At 70.8% G+C, this 22,890-nt stretch carries 19 protein-coding genes; 14 read left to right on the top strand and 5 right to left on the bottom strand.

Going from position 1 to position 22,890, the window contains the following annotated elements:
• The first annotated feature begins 4 nt into the window (after positions 1 to 4).
• From AC3A46_RS04735 to AC3A46_RS04725, 3 genes are read left to right on the top strand one after another with little or no spacing between them, the layout of a single operon-like run.
• A complete protein-coding gene (locus AC3A46_RS04735; protein ID WP_310285175.1) occupies positions 5 to 454 on the top strand; it encodes an FAS1-like dehydratase domain-containing protein in 450 nt (149 codons plus the stop codon).
• On the top strand, positions 451 to 864 hold the full coding sequence (locus AC3A46_RS04730) for a MaoC/PaaZ C-terminal domain-containing protein (RefSeq protein WP_487664050.1): 414 nt from the start codon (positions 451 to 453) through the stop codon (positions 862 to 864). The genes AC3A46_RS04735 and AC3A46_RS04730 overlap by 4 nt, the downstream gene beginning before the upstream one ends.
• Positions 865 to 867: 3 nt before the next feature.
• Complete coding sequence (locus AC3A46_RS04725; RefSeq protein ID WP_487664049.1) at positions 868 to 2,004, top strand: UDP-N-acetylmuramate dehydrogenase; 1,137 nt, start codon at positions 868 to 870, stop codon at positions 2,002 to 2,004.
• Positions 2,005 to 2,177: 173 nt separating this feature from the next.
• Here AC3A46_RS04725 and AC3A46_RS04720 read toward each other — a convergent pair whose 3' ends face one another.
• Complete coding sequence (locus AC3A46_RS04720; RefSeq protein WP_310245087.1) at positions 2,178 to 3,380, bottom strand: pyridoxal phosphate-dependent aminotransferase; 1,203 nt, start codon at positions 3,378 to 3,380, stop codon at positions 2,178 to 2,180.
• 151 nt (positions 3,381 to 3,531) lie between these two features.
• Between AC3A46_RS04720 and AC3A46_RS04715 the strand changes: the two genes are divergently transcribed.
• From AC3A46_RS04715 to AC3A46_RS04695, 5 genes are all read left to right on the top strand, one after another.
• Positions 3,532 to 3,870, top strand: a complete 339-nt coding sequence (locus AC3A46_RS04715) for a hypothetical protein (RefSeq protein WP_487664048.1) — start codon at positions 3,532 to 3,534, stop codon at positions 3,868 to 3,870.
• A 112-nt stretch (positions 3,871 to 3,982) separates the two neighbouring features.
• Positions 3,983 to 4,873, top strand: a complete 891-nt coding sequence (locus tag AC3A46_RS04710; RefSeq protein ID WP_487664047.1) for an ABC transporter ATP-binding protein — start codon at positions 3,983 to 3,985, stop codon at positions 4,871 to 4,873.
• Positions 4,870 to 5,736, top strand: coding sequence for an ABC transporter permease (locus AC3A46_RS04705; protein WP_487664046.1), 867 nt, complete (start codon positions 4,870 to 4,872; stop codon positions 5,734 to 5,736). The genes AC3A46_RS04710 and AC3A46_RS04705 overlap by 4 nt, the downstream gene beginning before the upstream one ends.
• 30 nt (positions 5,737 to 5,766) lie before the next feature.
• A complete protein-coding gene (locus tag AC3A46_RS04700; protein ID WP_487664045.1) occupies positions 5,767 to 7,029 on the top strand; it encodes a sensor histidine kinase in 1,263 nt (420 codons plus the stop codon).
• The gene (locus tag AC3A46_RS04695) at positions 7,026 to 7,658 is read left to right on the top strand and encodes a response regulator (RefSeq protein WP_056369052.1); all 633 of its coding nucleotides are present in this window, start codon (positions 7,026 to 7,028) and stop codon (positions 7,656 to 7,658) included. The genes AC3A46_RS04700 and AC3A46_RS04695 overlap by 4 nt, the downstream gene beginning before the upstream one ends.
• 211 nt (positions 7,659 to 7,869) lie before the next feature.
• On the opposite strand, the gene AC3A46_RS04690 is transcribed toward AC3A46_RS04695, so the two are convergent.
• Both AC3A46_RS04690 and aceB read right to left on the bottom strand, forming a co-directional pair.
• The gene (locus AC3A46_RS04690) at positions 7,870 to 9,465 is read right to left on the bottom strand and encodes an isocitrate lyase (protein WP_487664044.1); all 1,596 of its coding nucleotides are present in this window, start codon (positions 9,463 to 9,465) and stop codon (positions 7,870 to 7,872) included.
• Positions 9,466 to 9,498: 33 nt separating this feature from the next.
• On the bottom strand, positions 9,499 to 11,139 hold the full coding sequence (gene aceB, locus AC3A46_RS04685; RefSeq protein WP_487664061.1) for a malate synthase A: 1,641 nt from the start codon (positions 11,137 to 11,139) through the stop codon (positions 9,499 to 9,501).
• A gap of 232 nt (positions 11,140 to 11,371) precedes the next feature.
• Between aceB and AC3A46_RS04680 the strand changes: the two genes are divergently transcribed.
• Positions 11,372 to 12,850, top strand: a complete 1,479-nt coding sequence (locus tag AC3A46_RS04680; RefSeq protein WP_487664043.1) for a helix-turn-helix domain-containing protein — start codon at positions 11,372 to 11,374, stop codon at positions 12,848 to 12,850.
• A 29-nt stretch (positions 12,851 to 12,879) separates the two neighbouring features.
• Here the strand turns inward: AC3A46_RS04680 and AC3A46_RS04675 are convergent, their stop codons facing one another.
• Complete coding sequence (locus AC3A46_RS04675) at positions 12,880 to 14,286, bottom strand: NAD(P)/FAD-dependent oxidoreductase (protein ID WP_487664042.1); 1,407 nt, start codon at positions 14,284 to 14,286, stop codon at positions 12,880 to 12,882.
• Positions 14,287 to 14,467: 181 nt separating this feature from the next.
• Entirely contained in the window at positions 14,468 to 15,997 is a 1,530-nt protein-coding gene (locus tag AC3A46_RS04670; protein ID WP_487664041.1) for a PucR family transcriptional regulator, read from the bottom strand.
• A 93-nt stretch (positions 15,998 to 16,090) separates the two neighbouring features.
• On the opposite strand from AC3A46_RS04670, the gene gabT reads away from it, so the two are divergent.
• The 5 genes from gabT (at position 16,091) to AC3A46_RS04645 (ending at position 22,748) form a co-directional block, all read left to right on the top strand.
• Entirely contained in the window at positions 16,091 to 17,452 is a 1,362-nt protein-coding gene (gene gabT, locus AC3A46_RS04665) for a 4-aminobutyrate--2-oxoglutarate transaminase (RefSeq protein ID WP_487664040.1), read from the top strand.
• 98 nt (positions 17,453 to 17,550) lie between these two features.
• Positions 17,551 to 18,912: a flavin monoamine oxidase family protein gene (locus AC3A46_RS04660; protein ID WP_487664039.1), complete on the top strand. Its 1,362-nt coding sequence runs from the start codon at positions 17,551 to 17,553 to the stop codon at positions 18,910 to 18,912.
• Positions 18,909 to 19,790, top strand: a complete 882-nt coding sequence (locus tag AC3A46_RS04655; RefSeq protein ID WP_487664038.1) for a universal stress protein — start codon at positions 18,909 to 18,911, stop codon at positions 19,788 to 19,790. The genes AC3A46_RS04660 and AC3A46_RS04655 overlap by 4 nt, the downstream gene beginning before the upstream one ends.
• Positions 19,790 to 21,358 (top strand): APC family permease, encoded by a 1,569-nt coding sequence (locus AC3A46_RS04650; RefSeq protein ID WP_487664037.1) that lies wholly within the window; start codon positions 19,790 to 19,792, stop codon positions 21,356 to 21,358. Before AC3A46_RS04655 ends, AC3A46_RS04650 begins: the two co-directional genes overlap by 1 nt.
• Positions 21,359 to 21,386: 28 nt before the next feature.
• The gene (locus AC3A46_RS04645) at positions 21,387 to 22,748 is read left to right on the top strand and encodes an NAD-dependent succinate-semialdehyde dehydrogenase (RefSeq protein WP_487664036.1); all 1,362 of its coding nucleotides are present in this window, start codon (positions 21,387 to 21,389) and stop codon (positions 22,746 to 22,748) included.
• Positions 22,749 to 22,890 lie beyond the last annotated feature (142 nt).

The raw sequence follows: 22,890 nt of genomic DNA, 5'->3' as shown, positions 1-22,890 counted from the left end.
CCTGGTGCCAGTGAACCCCGAGCTCGTCGGCCGCGACTTCCCGCCGACGACCCCCTACCTCGTGGGTCGCGAGAAGGTGCGCGAGTTCGCGCGCGCCGTCTTCGCCGATGACCCGCAGCACACCGACCTCACCGCCGCCCAGGCGCTCGGCTACGCCGACGTCGTCGCGCCGCCGACCTTCGCGATCGTCGTGACCGATGCGACGCTCCAGCAGCTGCTCGGCGAGCCCGACTCGGGCATCGTGCTCAAGAACGTGCTGCACGCCGAGCAGAAGTTCCGCTACTCCCGGCCGATCGTGGCGGGCGACGAGCTCACCGCGAAGCTGTCGGTCACCGGCCTGCGTGCCATGGGCGCGGCCGCGATGGTGACGAGCGAGTCCGAGATCACGGATGCCGCGGGCGACCACGTCGTCACCACGACGACCGTCCTGCTCGTGGGGGAGGGCGACCAGTGAACGCGCTTCAGAACCTGACCGTCGGCGACGTGGTCGCCGAGCGCACCGTGCACCTCACGCGCGAGTCGCTCGTGCGGTACGCCGGGGCATCCGGGGACTTCAACCCGATCCACTACCGCGACGACGTCGCTGCCGCGGTGGGCCTGCCGGGCGTGCTCGCCCACGGCATGCTCACGATGGGCCTCGCCGTCGGCACGATCGAGTCGTGGGTCGGCGACACCGGCCGCATCCTCGAGTACGGCGTGCGCTTCACCAAGCCCGTCGTCGTCGACCCCGAGACCGGAGCCGACGTGACCGTCGTCGCCAAGGTCGGCGCGGTCGACGAGGAGTCCGCCCGCATCGACCTGACCGTGTCGTTCGAGGGTGCCACCGTGCTCGTCAAGGCGCAGGTGCGCGTCCGGACCGCCTGACGCATGCCCGACGTCACCCCCATCCCGCTCGCGCGGCTCACGACGCTGCGCACCGGCGGTCTGCCTGCGCGCATGATCGACGCCCACACCGCCGATGAGCTCGTCGACGCCCTGCGCGACGTCTGGGCCTCCGGCGACGAGTGGCTCGTGCTCGGCGGCGGGTCGAACCTCTTCGTCGGCGACGAGCCCTTCGCCGGCACCGTCGTGCGCGTGCTCACGAAGGGCATCGAACGGATGCCGTCGCCCCTTCCCGGACGCGTGCGGCTCAGGGTGCAGGCGGGCCACGACTGGGACGACCTCGTCGGTGTCGCGGTCGAAGAAGGGCTCGGCGGCATCGAGGCGATGTCGGGGATCCCCGGAACCGTCGGTGCCGCCCCGGTGCAGAACATCGGAGCGTACGGCCAGGAGATCGTGCAGACCCTCAGCGAGGTCGGGCTGCTCGACGAGTCGACCGGCGAGGTGTCGACCGTTCCCGCCGCCGAGCTGGGCCTGGGCTTCCGCACGTCCGTCCTCAAGCACCACTACGGCTCGGTGCCCGCGCGCCGCGCGGTGATCCTCTCGGTGACGCTGGACCTCCCCGACATCGGCCAGGGCGCCCGTCGCATCGCCGGCGATCAGCTCCGCACCGCGCTGCGCCTCGGCCCCGACGACGAGGCGACCCTCGCGTGGGTGCGCGAGCGCATCCTCGAGACCCGGCGCTCCAAGGGCATGGTGCTCGACGCCGACGACCCCGACACGTACAGCGCCGGGTCGTTCTTCCAGAACGCCGTGGTGTCGGCATCCTTCGCCCGCACGCTCCCCGAGGCGTGTCCGCGCTGGCCGGTGCATCCCGATCTCGACCCGGTGCTCGTCATCCCGCTCGCGAACTTCGACGGCTATGTCCCCGCGCCCACGACGGTCGAATCCGACGTCAAGGTGAGCGCCGGCTGGCTCATCGAGCACGCGGGCGTGCGCAAGGGCTTCAAGCTGCCGCGCTCGCGCGCCGGCCTGTCGACGAAGCACGCCCTGGCTCTCACGAACCGTGGTCACGCGACCGCCGCCGAGCTCGCGGAGCTGGCCCGTTTCATCCAGGGCCGCGTGCAGTCCGAGTTCGGCCTGATCCTGCAGCCCGAGCCCGTCCTGGTGAACGTCGAGCTCTAGCCCCGGGCCGCGGCATCCGTCCCCCCTGCGGGTTTGGGGCGCGCGGCGAGCGTTCGGGGCGCACGACGCGCGCCCCGAGGCACGGAATGCGCCCCGAACCCCGAAGCGACCCGCCGACGGACGCAGAAACGCGGATGCCTCGCACCCGAGGCATCCGCGTTCCGAAAGGGCTGCTACGACGCGAAGAGGCGCTGCATGCGCTGCACGCCCTCGAGGAGGGCGTCGTCGCCCAGCGCGTACGACAGGCGCAGGTAGCCGGAGGGGCCGAAGGCCTCGCCCGGGACCACGGCGACCTCGGCCTTCTCGAGGATGAGGTCTGCCAGCTCGAGGGAGGTCGTCGGCGTGACGCCCGCCCACTCGCGCCCGAGGAGTCCGCGCACGTCGGGGTACGCGTAGAAGGCGCCGAGCGGCGTCGGCACCGCGACGCCGTCGATCTTCGACAGCTCGGCGACGATCAGCTTGCGGCGGCGGTCGAAGGCCTGGCGCATCTGCTCGACCTCGTCCTGCGGTCCGGACAGAGCCGCCAGCGCCGCGCGCTGCGCGATGTTGTTGACGTTCGAGCACAGGTGCGACTGCAGGTTGCCGGCGATCTTGATGGCGTCCTTGGGGCCGACCATCCAGCCCAGGCGCCAGCCGGTCATCGCGTAGGTCTTCGCGACGCCGTTCACGAGGATCGTCTGGCCCGCGGCCTCCGGCACCGCCTCCACGATCGACACCGCACGCGTGCCTTCGTAGACGAGGTTCTGGTAGATCTCGTCCGAGATGATCCAGATGCCGTGCTCGACCGCCCAGCGGCCGATCGCCTCGGTCTCCTCCAGCGTGTAGACCGACCCGGTCGGGTTCGACGGCGACACGAACACGAGCGCCGTGGTCTTGTCGGTGCGGGCGGCCTCCAGCTGCTCGACGGTCACCTTGTAGTCCTGGTCGGCACCGGCGAAGACCTCGACGGGGATGCCGTCGGCCAGCGCGATCGCCTCGGGGTAGGTGGTCCAGTACGGAGCCGGAAGCAGGACCTCGTCGCCGGGGTTCACCACGGTCTGGAAGGCCTGGTAGACGGCCTGCTTGCCGCCGTTGGTGACGATGACCTGCGACGGGTCGACCTCGAGGCCCGAGTCGCGGAGCGTCTTCGCGGCGATCGCCTCGCGCAGCACCGGAAGACCGGCGGCGGGCGTGTAGCGGAAGTTCGCGGGGTTGTGGAGGGCCTCCGCGGCGGCGTCGACGATGAACTGCGGGGTCGCGAAATCGGGTTCGCCCGCCGCATACGAGATGACGGGCCGACCGGCGGCCTGCAGGGCCTTCGCCTTGGCATCGACCTTCAGGGTCGCGGACTCGGCGATGGCGGAGAGCTTGCGGGAGAGCGGTGCGCGTTCTGTCACGGTTCGAGCGTAGTCCGCGCGGCGGGAGGCTTCAGCGCCGATTGCGGACGTGTGGCCCGCGCGTGTGCGGGATGCGCGCACGAAGGCGACGGACCGTCCGATGGGTAAGCGCTCTTCCGGATCGGCCCGGCGACGCGGTACCCTGTGCGTCGTGGACGCCTGGATCTGGGGAGCCGTCGTGCTCGCCATCGTGCTCGTCATCGCCGGTGGGATCGCGTGGTGGCTCGCGCGCGGGTGCGTGCTGACCATCATCGGCGCCACGGGTGCCATCCTCGGCGGACTCGTCGCCCTGATCAGCCTCGTCCTGCTGCTCGACCCCGAGGTCGCCCTGCGCGTCGCGTTCATCGTCACGGTCGTCTCGGGGGTGTGGCTGCTCGCCTGGGCGCTGGCGGGAGGCATCCGCGGTCAGCGCATGCTCCGCGCCGAGCAGCGGGCGGACGCCGAGGCCCGCGCTGTGCCGGTCCCGGTGATGGTCGCGTCGCGGCACTGATCCGTTCGAGCCGCGACCGCGCGCGACGCGCCGTGGCATCCACCGAATGGGGGATGCCGTCTCCTGCGGATGACCGCTGGGCGCAGCATCCGTCTTCCGTGACGCTGGAAGCATGCAGACACAAGCGGTGCGGGTGCGGAACCTGCGCAAGACCTACGGCGACCGCACGGTCGTCGACGGGGTGTCGTTCGAGATCGAGCGCGGCGAGACCTTCGCCCTGCTCGGGCCGAACGGCGCCGGCAAGTCGACGACCGTCGAGATCCTCGAGGGGTACCGGCGCCGCACGGGCGGCGACGTCGAAGTGCTCGGGGTGGACCCGGCCACCGGCGGGCTCAACCTCAAGGCCCGGCTCGGCATCGTGCTGCAGTCGACCGGCCAGTCCGGTTTCGTCACCGTCCGCGAGCAGCTGCGGCAGTTCGCGGGCTTCTACCCGGATCCGCGCGACGTCGACGAGGTGATCGCGGCCGTCGGCCTCGAGGCGCAGGCGAAGACGCGCATCTCGAAGCTCTCGGGCGGCCAGCAGCGGCGGGTCGATGTGGCCCTCGGGATCATCGGGCGCCCCGAGCTGCTCTTCCTCGACGAGCCCACGACGGGCTTCGACCCGCACGCGCGGCGCGAGTTCTGGGAGCTCATCCGGCGCCTTCAGGCCGAGGGCACGACGATCGTGCTGACCACGCACTATCTCGACGAGGCGGCGCAGCTCGCCGACCGCGTCGCGGTGATCGCCGCCGGCCGGCTTCAGGCGATCGGGCCCGTCGCGGGGTTCGGCGGCGAGGCCGCGCGCGCTCCGATCGTGCGCTGGGTGGAGGACGGGATGCTGCGGCACGAGCGCTCCGACGACCCCCTCGCGTTCGCGACCGCCCTGGCCGCGCGGCTGGGCCACGCGCCCGCCGAGCTCGAGATCGTGCGGCCGAGCCTCGAGGACGTCTACCTCGAGATGGTCGGCGAGACCACTGACGCCGCCGCGGGTGCGGCCGTCGAGAAGAAGGGAACCGTGCGATGAGCGCCACCGTCGAGAAGTCGCGGGTCGCGGGTGCCGGTCCGCGTCGCGCGCGCCGCAACGTCCTGAGCGTCGGAGTCTGGCGCACGCGGTTCGAGCTGATGCAGTACTTCCGTTCGGGCGACACGCTGTTCTTCACGTTCCTGTTCCCGGTCTTCATGCTGGGGCTGTTCAGCGTCGCGTTCGGATCGGACGGCGACGTGCAGATCGCCCCCGGCGTGCCGGCGATCTCGATGGCCGAGCTGTACCTGCCCGGCATGATCGCCGCGGGCCTGCTGCTGTCGGGGTTCCAGAATCTCGCCATGGACATCGCGATCGAGCGGTCCGACGGCATGCTCAAGCGACTCGGCGGCACGCCGCTGTCACCGGTGAGCTACTTCGTCGGCAAGATCGGACAGGTGCTGGTCACGGGAGTGCTGCAGTCCGCGCTGCTCCTGCTGTTCGCGGCCACGGTGCTCGGTGTCGAGCTGCCGACGGAGCCCGCGCGCTGGGCGACGTTCGCGTGGGTGTTCGTCCTCGGCATCACGACGTCGGCCCTCCTCGGCGTCGCACTGTCGTCCGTGCCGCGCACCGGGAAGAGCGCGACCGCGGTGGTCGTGCCGATCGCCCTCGCGCTCCAGTTCATCTCCGGCGTGTACCTCACGTTCTCGCAGCTTCCGGAGTGGCTGCAGAACGTCGCAGGCCTCTTCCCGCTCAAGTGGATGGCGCAGGGCATGCGCGCCGTGTTCCTCCCCGAGGAGTACGCGACGCTCGAGCAGAACGGCGAGTGGAACCTCGCCGGGGTCGCGATCGCCCTCGGCGTCTGGCTCGTCGTGGGCCTGGTGCTCACGCGGGTCACCTTCCGCTGGATCCGGCGCGACGCGTAGCCTGCGGGTGGGCCGAGGGGAAGAGGGACGATGCTGACGAAGCGGGGATGGGACGCGATCGTGTCGATCGTGTGCGCCGTCATCGCCATCGCGCTCGTCTTCCTCTTCCCGCCCGCGACCGCCGCGCGCACCGCGATCGCCCTCGCGGCGATCGGCCTCTTCGTGCTGGGCTACGCTCTGATCGGCCGCGACGCGATCGAGCCGCCGCGCGCGGCGTGGCGGTACCCCGCCTTCCTGTCGGTGGCAGCCGTCGCCGCGGGGATCGGCGCGGGCGCAGCTCCGTTCATGGCGATGCTGCAGACCCTGGCGTACCCCCTGGTGTGGGTCATCGGCGACTCGCGCAAGCGCGGAATCGGCGGCTCGGCGGTGATCGCGGGCAGCGTGTTCGTCGGAGCGAGCTTCGGCTATGGAGCCAACCTGGACGCGGTCGTCGCCGGCGCGACCACCGCGGTCTTCTCGCTCTCGTTCGCGATCGCCATCGGCCTGTGGATCGTCCGCATCGCCGAGTACGGCGAGGAGCGGGAGCGCCTGCTCGCCGAACTGACGGCGGCGCAGACCGAGGTCGAGGCCCTCAGCCGCGAGCGCGGCGCGTCCGCCGAGCGCGAGCGCCTTGCCCGCGACATCCACGACACCCTCGCGCAGACGCTCGCCGGACTCGTGATCTTCGCCGAGCGGGCGGGCCGGCAGTCGAGGGAGGGACAGACGGATGCTGCCGCCACCACGATCGCGACGGTCGAGCAGGTCGCGCGCGACGCCCTCGCCGAGGCGCGCGCCCTCGTCGCCCGCACGGCGGCCGTCCCCCGCGAGCCCGCCTTCGGCGCCGCGGTCGAGCGGCTCATCGAGCGGTTCCGCGAGCACGGGGCGGCGCGCATCGCACTCGACACCGCCGCCGTGGAAGGCGATCTGGACCGCGAGGCCCAGGTGGTGCTGCTGCGCTGCCTGCAGGAGGCGCTGTCGAACGTGACGAAGCACGCCGCCGCGGCGGAGGTGACGGTGCGCGTCGAGGTCGCGGCGGACGGTGCCGCTGTGCTCGAGGTCGCCGATGACGGACGCGGCTTCGACACCTCGCGGCCCACGAGCGGGTTCGGGCTCGACGGCATGAGCGAGCGTGTGGCGCTCGCCGGCGGCACGTTCGACGTCGCCTCGGCACCGGGCGAGGGTGCGACGCTGACGGTCAGGCTTCCGGCGGCGTCGCAGGACGAACGGGGTGCCGGGGCGTCCGCCCCGGTGATGCCCGCCACGATGGGAGGTGCGGTGACCGAGGCCGTGCGGACGAAGGGAGATCGCCTGTGATCCGGCTGCTGATCGCCGACGACCACCCGGTGGTGCGTGCCGGCCTCGCGGGACTGCTGTCGGATGAACCCGGCTTCGAGGTCGTGGCCGAGGCATCCGACGGCGATGAAGCCGTGCGTCTCGCGGACGCGACCCGCCCCGACGTCGTGCTGATGGACCTGCGCATGCCGCACGTCGACGGTGTCGCCGCCACCGCCCGGATCGCCGGGGGAGAGGCAGGCGATCCGCCGCCGCGCGTGCTGATCCTCACGACCTACGAGTCCGACGACCAGATCCTGGCCGCCATCGAGGCCGGTGCGACGGGGTACCTCCTGAAGGCCGCACCGCAGGCCGAGATCGTCGCCGGCATCCGCTCGGTGGCGGCGGGGCAGTCGGCGCTGTCGCCTCAGGTGGCGGTGAGGCTCGTCGAGCGCATGCGGCGGCCGGAGCCCGAGACGGTGCTCACCGCGAGGGAGCTCGACGTGCTGCGGCTGGTCGCGACGGGCCACAGCAACAAGCAGATCGCGGTGGTCCTCGGCATCGGCGAGTCGACGGTCAAGACGCACCTGCTCAAGGTGTTCGAGAAGCTCGGCGTCGCCGACCGCACGCGCGCCGTGACCCTCGCCATGGAGCGCGGACTGCTCGGGTGATCGCCCTCGACCGGTTCGTGCACAGAATCGGATCCGCTCCTGCGGTGACCAGGCCCGACACGCCGTGCGGCGGCATCCGTCATCGGCGTGTCCTTCGGCACGTCCGCACGTGCGGATCCGATGGTGCGTGCGGCGCGCGAGGGCGCTGACGCCGGGTAAACGGATGCCGCGACCCGGCGCAGTGCGCGGGCCGCGGCATCCGTGCGAGAACTCAGCCGAACTGGTTCATCGTGTTGTGCTGACCGCCGGCCTTGAGGGCCGCGTCGCCGGCGAAGTACTCCTTGTGGTTGTCGCCGATGTCGCTTCCCGCCATGTTCTGGTGCTTCACCGTGGCGATGCCCTCGCGGATCTCGCGACGCTGCACGCCCTTCACGTAGGCGAGCATGCCCTCGTCGCCGAAGTAGCCCTTCGCGAGGTCATCGGTCGACAAGGCCGCCGTGTGGTAGGTCGGCAGGGTGATGAGGTGGTGGAAGATCCCCGCGCGCGCGGCGCCGTCGCGCTGGAACGTGCGGATCTTCTCATCGGCCAGTCGCGCGAGCTCGGTGTCGTCGTACGCGACGTTCATCAGGTCGCCACGGTCGTAGGCCGAGACATCCTCGCCCTGCTCCGCCAGGAGGTCGTACGCCTGCTGGCGGAAGTTGAGCGTCCAGTTGAACGACGGGCTGTTGTTGTAGACGAGCTTCGCGTTCGGGACGACCTCGCGGATCGCGTCGACCATGCCGGCGATCTGCTCCACGTGCGGCTTCTCGGTCTCGATCCACAGCAGGTCGGCGCCGTTCTGCAGCGACGTGATGCAGTCCAGCACGACGCGCTCCTCACCGGTTCCCGAGCGGAACTGGTACAGGTTGCTGGCGAGCCGCTTCGGGCGCAGCAGCGTGCCGTCGCGCTTGATGACGACGTCGCCGTTGCCGAGGTCGGCCTCCGAGATCTCCTCCACGTCCAGGAAGGAGTTGTACTGGTCGCCGAGGTCGCCCCTCTGGTGCGTGACGGCGAGCTTCTGCGTGAGCCCGGCGCCGAGCGAGTCGGTGCGGGCCACGATCACGCCGTTCTCGATGCCGAGCTCGAGGAAGGCGTAGCGGACCGCGTTGATCTTCGCGATGAAGTCCTCGTGCGGAACCGTGACCTTGCCGTCCTGGTGGCCGCACTGCTTCTCATCCGACACCTGGTTCTCGATCTGGATGGCGCACGCGCCGGCCTCGATCATCTTCTTCGCCAGCAGATACGTGGCCTCGGGGTTGCCGAAGCCCGCGTCGATGTCGGCGATGATCGGCACCACGTGGGTCTCGTAGCTGTCGATCTGCGACTGGATGAACTCGACCGCGGTCTCGTCGCCGGCGACGCGCGCGTCGTCGAGCTGCGTGAACAGCAGATCGAGCTCACGGGCATCGGCCTGACGGAGGAACGTGTACAGCTCCTCGATGAGGGCCGGGACCGCCGTCTTCTCGTGCATCGACTGATCGGGAAGGGGACCGAACTCGGAGCGGAGCGCGGCGACCATCCACCCCGACAGGTAGAGGTAGCGCTTGTTCGTGCTCTTGAGGTGCTTCTTGATCGAGATGAGCTTCTGCTGCCCGATGAAGCCGTGCCAGACGCCGAGCGACTGGGTGTACACCGACGAGTCCGCGTCGTACTCGGCCATGTCGCGGCGCATGATGTCGGCCGTGTACTGGGCGATCTCGAGGCCCGTGCGGAAGCGGTTCTGTGCGCGCATGCGGGCGGCCGACTCGGGGTCGATGGCATCCCAGCTCGAGCCGTGCTGCTCTTTGAGCGCCCGGATGGCTTCGATGTCGTCCTGGTAGGCAGTCATTGTCGTTTCCTTGTTCGTCTCTGGGGCGGGGGATCAGTCGGTCTCGACGAGGTACTTCGCGTAGGCGGGCAGCGTCAGGAACGCGGGGAAGTCCTGGCCGAGCGCGACCTCGCGGAAGATGTCCGCGGCGTCGTCGAACCGATCGCCCTCGCGGCGGTCCGCTTCGGCCAGCACCTGCGTGACGAGCGCCTCGATCGACTCCCGCGTGATCGGCGTGCCGTCCTCGGTGGTGCGGTCCTGATGGATCCACTGCCAGACCTGGCTGCGGCTGATCTCAGCGGTCGCGGCATCTTCCATGAGGTTGTCGATGGCGACGGCGCCGAGGCCTCGCAGCCACGCCTCGATGTAGCGGATGGCCACCGACACGTTGCCGTGCACTCCCGCCGTCGTGATCGGGCGTCCGATGTGGACGTCGATCAGGTCGGCGGCCGCCACCTCGACCTCGGGACGCTGACGGTCGAGCTGGTTCGGGCGATCGCCGAGCACCGCGTCGAACTCCGCACGGGCCACCGGGATGAGGTCGGGGTGCGCGACCCACGTGCCGTCGAAGCCGTCGCCGGCCTCGCGCTTCTTGTCGGCGGCCACCTTCTCGAACGCGCGCTGCGTGACCTCGGGGTCGCGGCGGTTCGGAATGAAGGCGCTCATGCCGCCGATCGCGAAGGCGCCGCGCTTGTGGCACGTCTTCACGAGCAGCTCGGTGTACGCCCGCATGAACGGCACGGTCATCGTGACCTCGCTGCGGTCGGGCAGCACGAACCGTGCGCCGCGACCGCGGTAGTTCTTGATGATCGAGAAGATGTAGTCCCAGCGACCCGCGTTCAGGCCCGCGATGTGGTCGCGCAGCTCGAAGAGGATCTCCTCCATCTCGAACGCGGCCGGCAGCGTCTCGATCAGCACGGTCGCGCGGATCGTGCCGTGGGGGATGCCGACGTACTGCTCGCTGAACGTGAACACGTCGTCCCACAGCTTCGCCTCTTCGCTCGACTCGAGCTTGGCGATGTAGAAGTAGGGGCCGCGGCCGTTCGCGATCAGCTGCTGGGCGTTGTGGAAGAAGTACAGCCCGAAGTCCACGAGCGAGCCCGACGCGGCCATCGTGCGGCCGGTGCGGTCGGTGAAGCGGATGTGCTGCTCGGGCAGGTGCCATCCCCGCGGACGCATCACGATGGTGGGCGTCTCGGTCGCCGTCACCTCGTAGCGCTTGCCTTCGGGGCTCGTGTGCGAGAGCTCGCCGCGGATCGCGTCGCGCAGGCTCAGCTGGCCCTCGATGACGTTCTTCCAGGTCGGGCTGGTGGCGTCCTCCTGGTCGGCGAGCCACACCTTGGCGCCGGAGTTCAGCGCGTTGATCGTCATCTTGGGATCGGTCGGGCCCGTGATCTCGACGCGGCGGTCCTCGAGGCCGGGGCCGGCGCCGGCGACCTTCCACTCGGCGTCCTCGCGGATGTGCCGGGTGTCGTCGCGGAACTGCGGGTCGTGCCCGTTGCCGATCTCGAACCGGCGGCGCATGCGGTCGGCGAGCCGGTCGTGGCGGCGGGCGCCGAAGCGGTGGTGCAGCTCGGTGAGGAACGCGAGCGCCTCAGGCGTCAGGACCTCGTCGTAGCGCGGGCCGAGGCGGCCGGCGATCTCGATCGAGGGCTCGTGGGTCTGAGTGGGGATGGGGCCGGTGCGCGTACGCATCGGGGTGGCGGTCGCAGGTGTCATGTCCCTGCCTTCCTGTGATCGGCTGCGTTGAGTGTGTGGGGGATGCCTCTGCCCGGCGTGTGCGCCGGGTCGAGGCATCCGGTGATCCACGTTCTGTGTGGATCGATGGTTCGTCGTGAGACCACTCTGGGGTGAAGTTCGGGGGTGTACCCGACGAATCCGGGTGTGAAGTTTTCCGGTATTTCTGCTTTCGTGACAGAATCGCGGCATGACGACGACGTTGACCTCGGATGTGCGCGGTGAAGTCCCGGACGATGGTGAGGTGGATCCCCTCACCATCGGCCGACGCATCCGGCAGCTGCGCACCGACCGCGGGATGACGCTCGAAGAGCTCGCTTCCGCGGTCGACCGTGCGCCGAGCCAGCTGTCCATGATCGAGAACGGACGCCGCGAGCCCAAGCTCACGCTGCTGCAGGCGATCGCGCGGGCGCTGGGTTCGTCGATCGACGCGATCCTCGAGTCCGAGCCGCTCGACGAGCGCGCCACGCTCGAGATCTCGCTCGAGCGGGCGATGCGCGGCCAGACGTTCCAGGCGCTCGGCATCCCCCCGTTCCGGATCGGCAAGACGGTGCCGACGGAGGCGCTCAAGGCGATGCTGGCGCTGCAGGGCGAGATCGAGAGGCTGCGCGACGAGCGCGCGGCGACTCCTGAAGAGGCGCGACGCGCGAACGTGGCGCTGCGCAAGCTCATGCGCACGCAGAACAACTACTTCGCCGAGCTCGAGCAGCAGGCGCGGGGCATCCTCGATGCGGTCGACCACCCGGGCGGCCCGCTGACCCAGCGCACGGCCTCCGACATCGCCGCGCACCTCGGATTCACCCTGCACTACGTGCCCGACCTGCCGCAGACGACGCGATCGGTCGCCGACATCAAGAACGGCCGGCTGTACCTGTCGAGCCGACTGGCCACCAAGGGTGACCCACGCACGGCGGTGCTGCAGGCACTGTCGAGCCGCATCCTCGGGCACCGCGAGCCGACCTCGTATGCGGACTTCCTGCGCCAGCGCGTCGAGACGAACTACCTCACCGGCGCTCTGCTCATCCCGGAGGCGCACGCCGTGCCGTTCCTGCAGGAGGCGAAGGCCGACCGCTCGCTCTCGATCGAGGACCTCCGCGATGCGTACTCGGTGTCGTACGAGACCGCCGCCCACCGCTTCACGAACCTCGCGACGGTGCACCTGGGCCTTCCCGTGCACTTCCTCAAGGTGCACGAGTCGGGCGTGATCACCAAGGTCTACGAGAACGACGACGTGAACTTCCCGACCGACCGCCTCGGCGCGATCGAGGGGCAGATGTGCTGCCGCAAGTGGACCTCGCGCGTCGTGTTCGACGTCGACGACCACTTCAACCCGTACTACCAGTACACCGACACCGGCAACGGCACTTACTGGTGCACGGCCCGCGTCGAGCTCTCGAGCGAGGGCGCGCACTCGATCAGCGTCGGCGTGCGCTTCGACGACACCAAGTGGTTCCTCGGCCGCGACACCCCGAACCGCGGGGTCTCCAAGCACTCCGTGGAGGTCTGCTGCCGGCGGGCCCCCGCCGAGCTCGAGGCGGCGTGGCGCGAGCAGTCGTGGCCGAACGTGCGCACGCCGCGCACGCTGCTGGCCACACTGCCGACGGGGTCGTTCCCCGGTGTCGACACGACCGACGTCTACGAGTTCCTCGAGGCCCACGCCCCGCGCTGACCGCGCGCCGGGCGACCCGGCCGACCGGGTCAGTGGCGGCCGGCGACCCAGTCGGCGATGTGGGCGGGCCATGCCGTGCGGTCGGAGGATCGGGATGCCTCGACCCGGTCCGCCGTCCGGTACGCGGTGTAGATCGCGTTCACGGCGGTCCACCGCAGCGGCTCGACCTCCCAGCGCCGCGCGCGGTGGCCGACCCAGGGGAGCCGGGTGAGCTCGGTGTCGCGCTCGAGCACGAGGTCGGCGAGCGTGCGGCCGGCGAGGTTCGTCGCGGTCACGCCGGTGCCGACGTAGCCGCCGGCCCAGCCGAGGCCGGTCGCCCGGTCGTGGACGACGGCCGCGGCCCAGTCGCGCGGGACGCCGAGCACGCCGGCCCAGGCGTGGGCGATCGGCGTATCCGCGGCAGCCGGGAAGAACTCGCGCAGCAGCCGCGTGAGCGAGGCGATCGTTCGCGCCTGCGTCGTGCCGTCGGTGTCGACGCGCGACCCGTAGCGGTAGGGCACGCCGCGGCCGCCGAACGCGATGCGGTCGTCGGCCGTGCGCTGCGCGTACATGTACACATGGGCGAAGTCGCCGAGCGTCTCGTATCCGCCCCAGCCGACCGCGTCCCAGAACGAGGCCGGCAGGGGCTCGGTCACGATCATCGACGAGTTCATCGGCAGCCACGTGCGGTGCTCGCCGCGGAGGTCGGCGGTGAAGCCCTCGGTGGCGCGCAGCACGTGGGTCGCGCGCACGGTCCCGCGGTCGGTGAGCGCCTGGCCGGGTGCGATCTCCCGCACATGCGTCCCTTCGTGGATCGGCACGCCGAGCCGCTCGACGGCGTCGGCGAGCCCGCGCACGAGCTTTGCGGGGTGCACCCGGGCGCAGTGCGGATGCCATGCGGCGCCGAGCGCTCCGGCGATGCGGATACGGGATGCTGCGGCCGCGGCATCCATCCGCTCGATGTCGGTGTGCGGCCAGGCCTGTTCAGCCGCGACGGCCGCCCGGAGCCGCGCGAGCTGGGCAGGCGTCCGGGCGACGCCGTACTCGCCGCCCTTGACGATGTCGGCGTCGATGCCTTCGCGCGCGGCGACGGCGATGACCTCGTCGACGGTGTCGTTGAGCGCGCGCTGCTGCGCGATCGCCGCGTCGCGGCCGTGCGTCTCGGCGTAGCGCTCGCGGCCGCCGGTGACGGTGTTGGTGAGCCATCCGCCGTTGCGGCCGGATGCCCCGAACCCGGCGAAGCGCTGTTCGAGCACGACCACGCGCAGGTCGGGCTGGGCGCGCTTGAGGTAGTAGGCCGTCCAGAGGCCGGTGTAGCCGCCGCCGACGATCGCGACGTCGGCGGCGAGGTCGCCGGCCAGGGGAGCGCGCGGGCTCGGCGTGCCGCCGAGGCTGCGCCACCACCACGACACGTCGCCGTTGGGCACGTGGGCATCGTCTCGGGCGGTGGTCGACACGGGCCACAGGCTATCGCCGCACCTCGTCCCCGGCATCGGGCGTGATCCGTCGATCCGTCCCGTTTCCCCGGTTCGTTCGTCCCTTGTGTCCGCCGGTCCGGCGAGATCGCGGGCGCGAGTGACGAACGAACCCCCGGGGGACGACCGCGTGCACGCGCGAACGTCGTGGCCGGGGGGAGGGTCAGGAGGCCAGGGCGCGCAGCGCCGCCCAGAGTTCGGCGCGGGTCGCGAACGACGAGAGATCGCGCCCGAGCACGCGCTCGATGAGGGCGAGGCGCGTGCGCACGGTATGCCGGTGCACACCGAGCGCCTGCGCGGTGGCCTCGTGCGAGCAGTCCTCGTCGAGCCACACCTTCACGGTCTCGACGAGGTGTGTGCCCTGCGCGGCGTCGTGGTCGTACAGCGGTGCGAGCTCCGCTCGCGCCAGAGCGCGGGCCTCGTCCGTGAGCGCCGACAGGACTCCGGCGCGGGCGACCTCGGCGAACTGCGTCACCGGACCGATGCCGCGGTCCCGCGCGACGCGCGCCTGCCCGAGCGCGGCGGCGAAACCGTCGTAGCCGGTGGGGTCCGACAACCCGACGCGCACCTCGAAGCGGGCGACGAGCTCGTCGACGCTCGAGCGGTCGCCCGCGGGCACGACCATCACCAAGCCGTCCTCACCGCGACCGAAGAACAGCGCGCCGCGACGCTCGTCGGCCCAGAGCTCCAGCAGCTCGGCGATGCCGTCGACGCGTGCGGCGGCGGCATCCGTCACTCCCACGACGACGGGGGCGGAGGGCAGCGGCCCCCACAGCTCCCGCGATGTGCGGCGGGCGAGCGCGGGATCGCCTGTGAGGAGCGACTGCACGAGACCGGCGCGCAGCGCCGAGCGCGCGCGGCCGAGGCCCTGCTGCTGCTCGAGTGCGAGGCCGGCCATCGCGATCACGGCGGTGACGACGACGCGGCCCTCCTGGTCGAGGTCGCCGGCGGCGATCGCGATGACGCCGCGCAGGTGGCCGCCGCGGCCGAGGGTCTGCAGCGAGAACGGCGTCTCGCCGATGTGCAGCGACGAGCCGGCTCGGGCGCCGCGGTGCAGCACGCCGGTCACCTCGCGCTGCAGCGCCGCGGCCGTCTCGGCGTCGAGTCCGCCAGCCGGATGCTCGCGCGACAGCTCGCCGGCGGCGTCGAACATGCCCACCCACGTGTCGAGCTGCTTGGCCAGCTCCGCAACGGTGGCGCCGAGCCCGTCGGGCCGCAACGCGGCCAGCGCGATCGCGCGCTGCGCGGCGAGGGCCCAGCTGCGCCGCGCGTAGGCCTCGGCGGCGATCGCCTCGGCGTTGGCCCGGGCCACGGCGATGAAGGGCGTGCGGTACGGCACCTCGAACAGCGGCATCCGCTCGTCCCTGCACGCGTCGACGAGGGCGGGCGGAATGCCGGCGCGCACGACCTCGGTGCCGAAGCCGAGCCCAACGACTCCGCGGGTCGCCAGGCGATGGACGTACGAGCGGTAGACGGCGGCCGCGTCGGCGTCGTCGCCCTGCGGGAACTGCGTTCCGGTGGTGAGGAGCACCAGGCCCTCGGAGAGGAACGGCGTCGGATCGGCCAGATCCGAGCTGTGGACCCAGCGGATGGCGCGGTCCAGCGCCTGCGGATCGAGGTCGTCGCCGGCGAGCGAGAGCTTCAGATCCCGCCGGGCGAGAAGCGCGCGAAGAGTGGGGGCGTCGGCGTCCATGATGCTCTGAGTGTACGGCCCGTACAGCGGGCCGGACAGAATGTACACGGGGGCGGGTGCGGCGGGTCCCGGCGACGAAATACGCTCCCCTCCATGAGCAGCGCAGCCGACACCCTCACTGAAACGCCCCTCGGCGGTCCGACCCTTCCGCAGGAGCGCCGCCTGGTCACCAGCATCCCCGGTCCCCGCTCGCAGGAGCTGCTCGACCGCAAGGCCGACGCCGTCGCCGCGGGTGTCGGCCACACCGCGCCCGTGCAGGCCGTCGCGGCCGGCGGAGGCGTCATCGTCGACGCCGACGGCAACTCGCTCATCGACCTGGGCTCGGGCATCGCGGTCACGACGATCGGCAACGCCCACCCGAAGGTCGTCAAGGCCGTGCAGGAGCAGGTCGCGCAGTTCACCCACACGTGCTTCATGATCGCGCCGTACGACTCGTACGTCTCGGTCGCCGAGGCCCTCAACCGCATCACGCCGGGCGACCACGCCAAGAAGAGCGCCCTGTTCAACTCGGGCGCCGAGGCGGTCGAGAACGCGGTCAAGATCGCCCGCAAGTACACCGGCAAGCAGGCCGTCGTCGCGTTCGACCACGGCTACCACGGCCGCACCAACCTCACGATGGCGCTCACCGCGAAGTCGATGCCGTACAAGAGCGGCTTCGGGCCGTTCGCCTCGGAGATCTACCGCGCCCCGCTGTCGTACCCCTACCGCGACGGGCTCGACGGGGGCCTCGCGGCCAAGAAGGCCATCTCGATGATCGAGAAGCAGGTCGGCGCCGACAACCTCGCCGCGATCATCATCGAGCCCATCCAGGGCGAGGGCGGCTTCATCGTCCCCGCCGACGGGTACCTGCCCGCACTCGTCGAGTGGTGCCGCGCGAACAACGTGGTCTTCATCGCCGACGAGATCCAGACCGGCTTCGCCCGCACCGGCCGCATGTTCGCCAGCGAGGTCTTCGGCATCGTCCCCGACCTCATCACCACCGCGAAGGGCATCGCCGGCGGTCTGCCGCTGGCGGCTGTCACCGGCCGGGCGGAGATCATGGATGCCTCGCACGCGGGCGGCCTCGGGGGCACCTACGGCGGCAACCCGATCGCCTGCGCCGCGGCGCTCGCCGCGATCGACGTGTTCGAGAACGACGGGATGCTCGAGCGCGCCCGCGAGATCGAGACCGTTCTGAAGGGTCGCCTCAAGGATCTTCAGGCCGCCGACCCCCGCGTCGGCGACGTGCGCGGTCATGGCGCCATGATCGCCGCCGAGTTCGTAGACCCCGCGACGGGCGAGCCGGACGCCGCGCTCACCGCCGCGGTCGCGAAGGCGTCCATCGCACAGGGCGTCATCGTGCTCACCTGCGGCACCTATGGGAACGTGATCCGCTTCCTCCCGCCGCTGTCGATCACCGACGACCTGCTCCACGAGGGCATGGACGTCGTCGCCGCAGCACTCACGGCTTCTTGATCAGGGATGCTGCGACCGCCGCACGCGCCGCGGTCGCAGCATCCGTCTCCCGCACCTCGCACAAGACCATCGCAACCTCGCCTGACGAAGGAGTCCGAATGACCGAGCTGACCCGTGACGTCGTCATCGTCGGCGCCGGCGCCGCCGGCACGACCGCTGCCAACGAACTGAAGAAGGCGGGCCTCTCGGTCGTCGTGCTCGAGGCACGCGACCGCGTGGGCGGGCGCCTGTGGACCGATGTCGTCGACGGAGCGATGCTCGAGATCGGCGGGCAGTGGGTGTCGCCCGACCAGGACGCGCTCAAGGAGACCATCGCCGAGCTGGGGCTCGAGACGTACAGCCGCTACCGCGAGGGCGAGTCGGTCTACATCGGCAAGGACGGCGAGCTCACCCGCTTCACGGGCGAGATCTTCCCCGTCGCGCCGGAGACCGAGAAGGAGATCGTCCGCCTCATCGAGGTGCTCGACGGCCTCGTCGCGCAGATCGACCCCGACAAGCCGTGGGAGCACCCCGACGCCGAGAAGCTCGACCGCGTCTCGTTCGAGGCGTGGCTCGAGGAGCAGACCGACGACCAGGAGGCGCGCGACAACATCGCCCTCTTCATCGCGGGTGCGATGCTCACCAAGCCCGCCTACGCGTTCTCGGCGCTCCAGGCCCTCCTCATGGCCGCCAGCGCCGGCAGCTTCTCGCACCTGGTCGACGCGGACTTCATCCTCGACGAGCGCGTCGTCGGCGGCCTGCAGCAGGTTCCCCTGCTCCTCGCCGAGCGGCTGGGCGACGACGTCATCCTGGGGCAGCCGGTGACCGAGGTGCACTGGTCGCAGGACGGCGTCCGCGTCGTCACCGACAACGGCCTCGAGGTGCGCGCCCGCTTCGTCATCCTGGCGCACGCGCCGATCCTCTACCCGTGGATCGAGTTCGCGCCGCCGCTGCCGCGCCTGAAGCAGCAGATGCACCAGCACATCTCGATGGGCTTCGTCATCAAGGTGCACGCGGTCTACGATCGGCCGTTCTGGCGCGAGCAGGGCCTGTCGGGCACCGCCTTCAGCCCGTACGAGATCTCGCACGAGGCGTACGACAACACCAACCACGACGACGAGCGCGGAACCCTCGTCGGCTTCGTGTCGGACCGCAACGCCGACGACCTCTTCCGCGTGTCGGCGGAGGAGCGCAAGGAGCGCATCCTCGAGTCGCTGTCGCACTACTACGGTCCCGAGGCCAAGAACCCGCTCGTCTACTTCGAGAGCGACTGGGGCGCCGAGGAGTGGACCCGCGGCGCGTACGCCGCGAGCTTCGACCTCGGCGGTCTCGCCCGCTACGGCGCGGACCTGCGCACCCCCGTCGGCCCGATCCACTTCGCCTGCAGCGACATGGCCGGCGCCGGCTACCAGCACGTCGACGGCGCGATCCGCATGGGTCGCCTGGTTGCGGCGAACATCGTCGAGGCGGCCCGCCGATGAGCGGCCGCATCGTCGTCGGGTACACCGCGACCGACGCCGGCGCCGACGCCGTCGCACTCGGGGCACGCCTGGCCGCAGCCATGGACGTGCCGCTCGACCTCGTGCTGGTGCTCCCTGCCGAGGACCGCAGCGTCATCACCCCGCCCGACGCCGGCTACGACCGCTACCTCGTGACGCAGGCCGAGGCCTGGCTCGCCGAGGCTGCCGCGAAGATTCCGGATGCGGTGACCCACGCGTCGCACGTGCGGTTCGGCGACTCCTTCGCCGAGGGCCTCATCGCCGCCGCGCACGAGCTCTCGGCATCCCACATCGTCGTCGGCGCGGCCAACGGCGGACTCCGCGGGCGTCACCGCCTGGGCACCGTCGCCAACGAGCTGCTGCACTCGTCGGACGTGCCGGTCGTGCTCGCCCCCGAGGGATCGCGACGGCTGGAGGCGACCACCGTCACCCGCATCACCGCCGCCATCGGCACCCGCCCGGGCGCGAGTGCACTGCTCGACGAGAGCGTGGCACTCGCCGTCGCGACCGGGGCGGAGCTGCGGCTGCTGTCGCTGGTCTCGGTGGACCTTCCTGTCGGCGTCGACACCGGCGTCATCCGCGTCGCCGGCGCCGCCCACGCCGACGACGTGCTCGGCAAAGCCCTCGACGCCCTGCCCGAGGGTGTCGAAGCCGATGTGGTCGTCGCACGCGGCGACAGCATCGAGGACGCCGTCTCGCACCTGAGCTGGGAGCCCGGCGAGCTCGCCGTGGTCGGCTCGAGCCGGCTGGCCCGGCGCCGGCGTCTGTTCCTCGGCTCGACGGCAGCGAAGATGCTGCACGAGCTTCCCGTACCCATGGTCGTCGTGCCTCGCACGCGCGACAAGAAAGGCGCACGCTGATGAGCGCTTCCGAAACCCCGCCGCTGGCCCCGTCCTCCGGCGCGCACGCCGGTGAGCTGTCGAAGAAGGGGCTGAGCGCCGGCGCGGTCGGCGTCCTCGGCGCCGTCGTGATCGGCGTCTCGACGATCGCCCCGGCGTATACGCTCACCGCCTCGCTCGGACCCACGGTGTCGGTCGTGGGCACGCAGGTGCCCGCGATCATCCTCGTCGGGTTCATCCCGATGCTGCTGACGGCGTTCGGCTACCGCGAGCTCAACCGTGCGATGCCCGACTCGGGCACCTCGTTCACCTGGGGGGTGCGGGCATTCGGCCCGTGGATCGGCTGGATGACCGGCTGGGGGCTCATCGCGGCCACCGTCATCGTGCTGTCGAACCTCGCCGGCATCGCCGTCGAGTTCCTCTTCCTCTTGATCTCGCAGCTGAGCGGCAATCCCGACATCGCCGAGCTCGCCTTCAACCCGTTCATCAACGTCGTGGTGTGCCTGCTCTTCATGCTCGGCGCGACGCTCATCTCGTACCGCGACATGCAGACCACCCAGAAGTTCCAGTACATCCTGGTGACGTTCCAGGTCGTCGTGCTGGTGCTGTTCGCGGTGGTCGCGATCGTCAAGGCCGTCTCGGGCGATGCGCCCGACCCGACCGCCTTCTCGTGGTCGTGGTTCAACCCGTTCGAGGTGCCGACGTTCAGCGCGTTCGCGGCCGGGCTGTCGCTGTCGATCTTCATCTTCTGGGGCTGGGACGTCGTCCTCACCATGAACGAGGAGACCAAGAACCCCGCGAAGACCCCGGGTCGTGCAGCGATGCTCACGGTCGTCATCGTCGTCTCGCTCTACCTCCTGCTGTCGATCGGCCTGATCATGTTCGCCGGCGTCGGCGACGGTCCGCTGGGACTTGCGAACGAGGACATCTCGGCGAACGTCTTCTTCGCGCTGTCCGACCCGATCCTCGGACCGCTCGCGTTCCTGGTATCGCTCGCGGTGCTGTCGAGTTCGGCCGCCTCGCTGCAGTCGACCGCCGTCGGTCCCGCCCGCACTCTGCTGGCGATGGGGCACTACGGCGCCCTGCCGGCGAAGTTCGCGAAGGTGAGCCCGCGCTTCTTCACGCCGGGCTACGCCACCGTGGTCTCGGCGATCGTGGCCTCGGTGTTCTACGCCGTCATGCGCGTCGTGAGCGAGAACGTGCTCACCGACACGATCCTGTCGCTCGGCATGATGATCTGCTTCTACTACGGCCTCACTGCGTTCGCGTGCGTCTGGTACTTCCGCAAGCAGTGGTTCGACTCGGTGCGCAGCTTCTTCTTCACGTTCCTGTTCCCGCTCGTGGGCGGCGCCATCCTCGCCGTGCTGTTCGTGACGACGCTCATCGACTCGATGGACCCCGCCTACGGCAGCGGGTCGAGCATCTTCGGCCTCGGCCTGGTGTTCGTTCTCGGCGTGACCGTCATCCTCGTGGGGGTCGTGATCATGATCTGGCAGGCGATCAAGCGTCCGGCGTTCTTCCGCGGTGAGACACTCAGTATCGACGCTCCCGAAAGCCTTCGTCGCGCCCGCCGCCGGCAGGCAGACTGACCCACAACCATCCGATCGGAGAGTAAGCATGACCGACTACGCCGTCGTCAACCCGGCCACGGGCGAGACCCTGGCCACGTATCCGACCATCACCGACGAGGCTCTCGAGAGCGCGATCGCGGGAGCGGATGCTGCGTACCGCACGTGGCGCGACGAGCCCGTGGCCGAGCGCGCCGCTCGCATCCGCAAGGCGGCGCAGCTGCACCGCGAGCGTCGCGACGACCTGGCCGCGATCATCGTGCGAGAGATGGGCAAGCCGCTGGAGGCGGCGCTCGGCGAGGTCGACTTCGCCGCCGACATCACCGAGTACTACGCCGATCATGCGGAGAAGATCACCGGCGACCAGCCGATCGACATCGACGGCGAGGGCACCGCGGTCATCCGCCGCTCGCCGCTCGGCGTGCTGCTCGGCATCATGCCGTGGAACTTCCCGTACTACCAGGTCGCGCGGTTCGCAGCGCCCAACATCGTGGTCGGCAACACCATCCTCCTGAAGCACGCCCCGCAGTGCCCCGAGTCGGCCGCGGCCATCGCGGCGATCTACGCGGACGCCGGCCTCGAGGGCGTCTACACGAACGTCTACGCCACGAACGACCAGGCCGCGACGATCATCGCGGACCGCCGCGTCCAGGGCGTGTCGGTGACCGGGTCGGAGCGTGCCGGAGCGGCCGTCGCGGAGATCGCGGGCCGCAACCTCAAGAAGGTGGCGCTGGAGCTCGGCGGATCCGACCCGTTCATCCTGCTCTCCACCGACGACCTCGACGCGGCCGTGGAGGCCGCGGTCGCCGCCCGCCTCGACAACACGGGGCAGTCGTGCAACGCCGCCAAGCGCTTCATCGTGGTCGACGGCCTGTACGACGCGTTCCTCGAGAAGTTCACCGCCGCGATGTCGGGCGCGAAGGTCGGCGACCCCTTCGAGGGCGACACCGTGCTGGGCCCGCTGTCGTCGGTCACGGCGGCCGAGCGCCTGGCGGAGCAGGTCGACAAGGCCGTCGCCCAGGGGGCGACCCTCGTCGCCGGCGGAAAGCGCGACGGCGCGTTCTACCCGGGCACCGTCCTCACCGACGTCACGAGCGACATGGACGCCTACCGCGAGGAGTTCTTCGGCCCCGTGGGCGTCGTCTACAAGGTGGCCGACGAGGACGCCGCAGTCTCCCTCGCGAACGACACCAGCTACGGCCTCGGCTCGTACGTCTTCACGACGGACGAGGAGCAGGCCCAGCGCGTCGCCGACAAGATCGACGCCGGCATGGTCTACGTCAACGTGGTCCTCGCCGACGAGCCCGGACTGCCCTTCGGCGGCGTGAAGCGCTCCGGCACCTCGCGTGAGATGGGGCTGCTGGCCGCCGACGAGTTCGTCAACAAGAAGCTGATCCGCATCGGCGTCTGACTCTCCCCGTCGCAGGTCGCGTGACCCGTACGCAGAATCGGATCCGCACCTGCGGACGCGCGCGGCGACACGCCGGTGAGGGGCACCTCGAATCGGCGTGTCGCCGCAGGCGTCCGTACCTGCGGATCCGATGTTGACTCGC

It is taken from the genome of Microbacterium sp. Soil_C_42, from assembly GCF_057656735.1.
Note: the sequence above shows the minus strand (reverse complement) of the source record. Positions and strands in the feature narration are given on the sequence as shown.

Excerpts from the sequence above, each read along its gene's own strand:
- aceB (WP_487664061.1), bottom strand. The coding sequence starts at position 11,139 with ATGCGTACGCGCACCGGCCCCATCCCCACTCAGACCCACGAGCCCTCG.
- AC3A46_RS04700 (WP_487664045.1), top strand. The coding sequence starts at position 5,767 with ATGCTGACGAAGCGGGGATGGGACGCGATCGTGTCGATCGTGTGCGCC.
- gabT (WP_487664040.1), top strand. The coding sequence starts at position 16,091 with ATGAGCAGCGCAGCCGACACCCTCACTGAAACGCCCCTCGGCGGTCCG.
- AC3A46_RS04670 (WP_487664041.1), bottom strand. The coding sequence starts at position 15,997 with ATGGACGCCGACGCCCCCACTCTTCGCGCGCTTCTCGCCCGGCGGGAT.
- AC3A46_RS04690 (WP_487664044.1), bottom strand. The coding sequence starts at position 9,465 with ATGACTGCCTACCAGGACGACATCGAAGCCATCCGGGCGCTCAAAGAG.
- AC3A46_RS04660 (WP_487664039.1), top strand. The coding sequence starts at position 17,551 with ATGACCGAGCTGACCCGTGACGTCGTCATCGTCGGCGCCGGCGCCGCC.
- AC3A46_RS04710 (WP_487664047.1), top strand. The coding sequence starts at position 3,983 with ATGCAGACACAAGCGGTGCGGGTGCGGAACCTGCGCAAGACCTACGGC.
- AC3A46_RS04705 (WP_487664046.1), top strand. The coding sequence starts at position 4,870 with ATGAGCGCCACCGTCGAGAAGTCGCGGGTCGCGGGTGCCGGTCCGCGT.
- AC3A46_RS04655 (WP_487664038.1), top strand. The coding sequence starts at position 18,909 with ATGAGCGGCCGCATCGTCGTCGGGTACACCGCGACCGACGCCGGCGCC.
- AC3A46_RS04645 (WP_487664036.1), top strand. The coding sequence starts at position 21,387 with ATGACCGACTACGCCGTCGTCAACCCGGCCACGGGCGAGACCCTGGCC.
- AC3A46_RS04650 (WP_487664037.1), top strand. The coding sequence starts at position 19,790 with ATGAGCGCTTCCGAAACCCCGCCGCTGGCCCCGTCCTCCGGCGCGCAC.
- AC3A46_RS04725 (WP_487664049.1), top strand. The coding sequence starts at position 868 with ATGCCCGACGTCACCCCCATCCCGCTCGCGCGGCTCACGACGCTGCGC.
- AC3A46_RS04680 (WP_487664043.1), top strand. The coding sequence starts at position 11,372 with ATGACGACGACGTTGACCTCGGATGTGCGCGGTGAAGTCCCGGACGAT.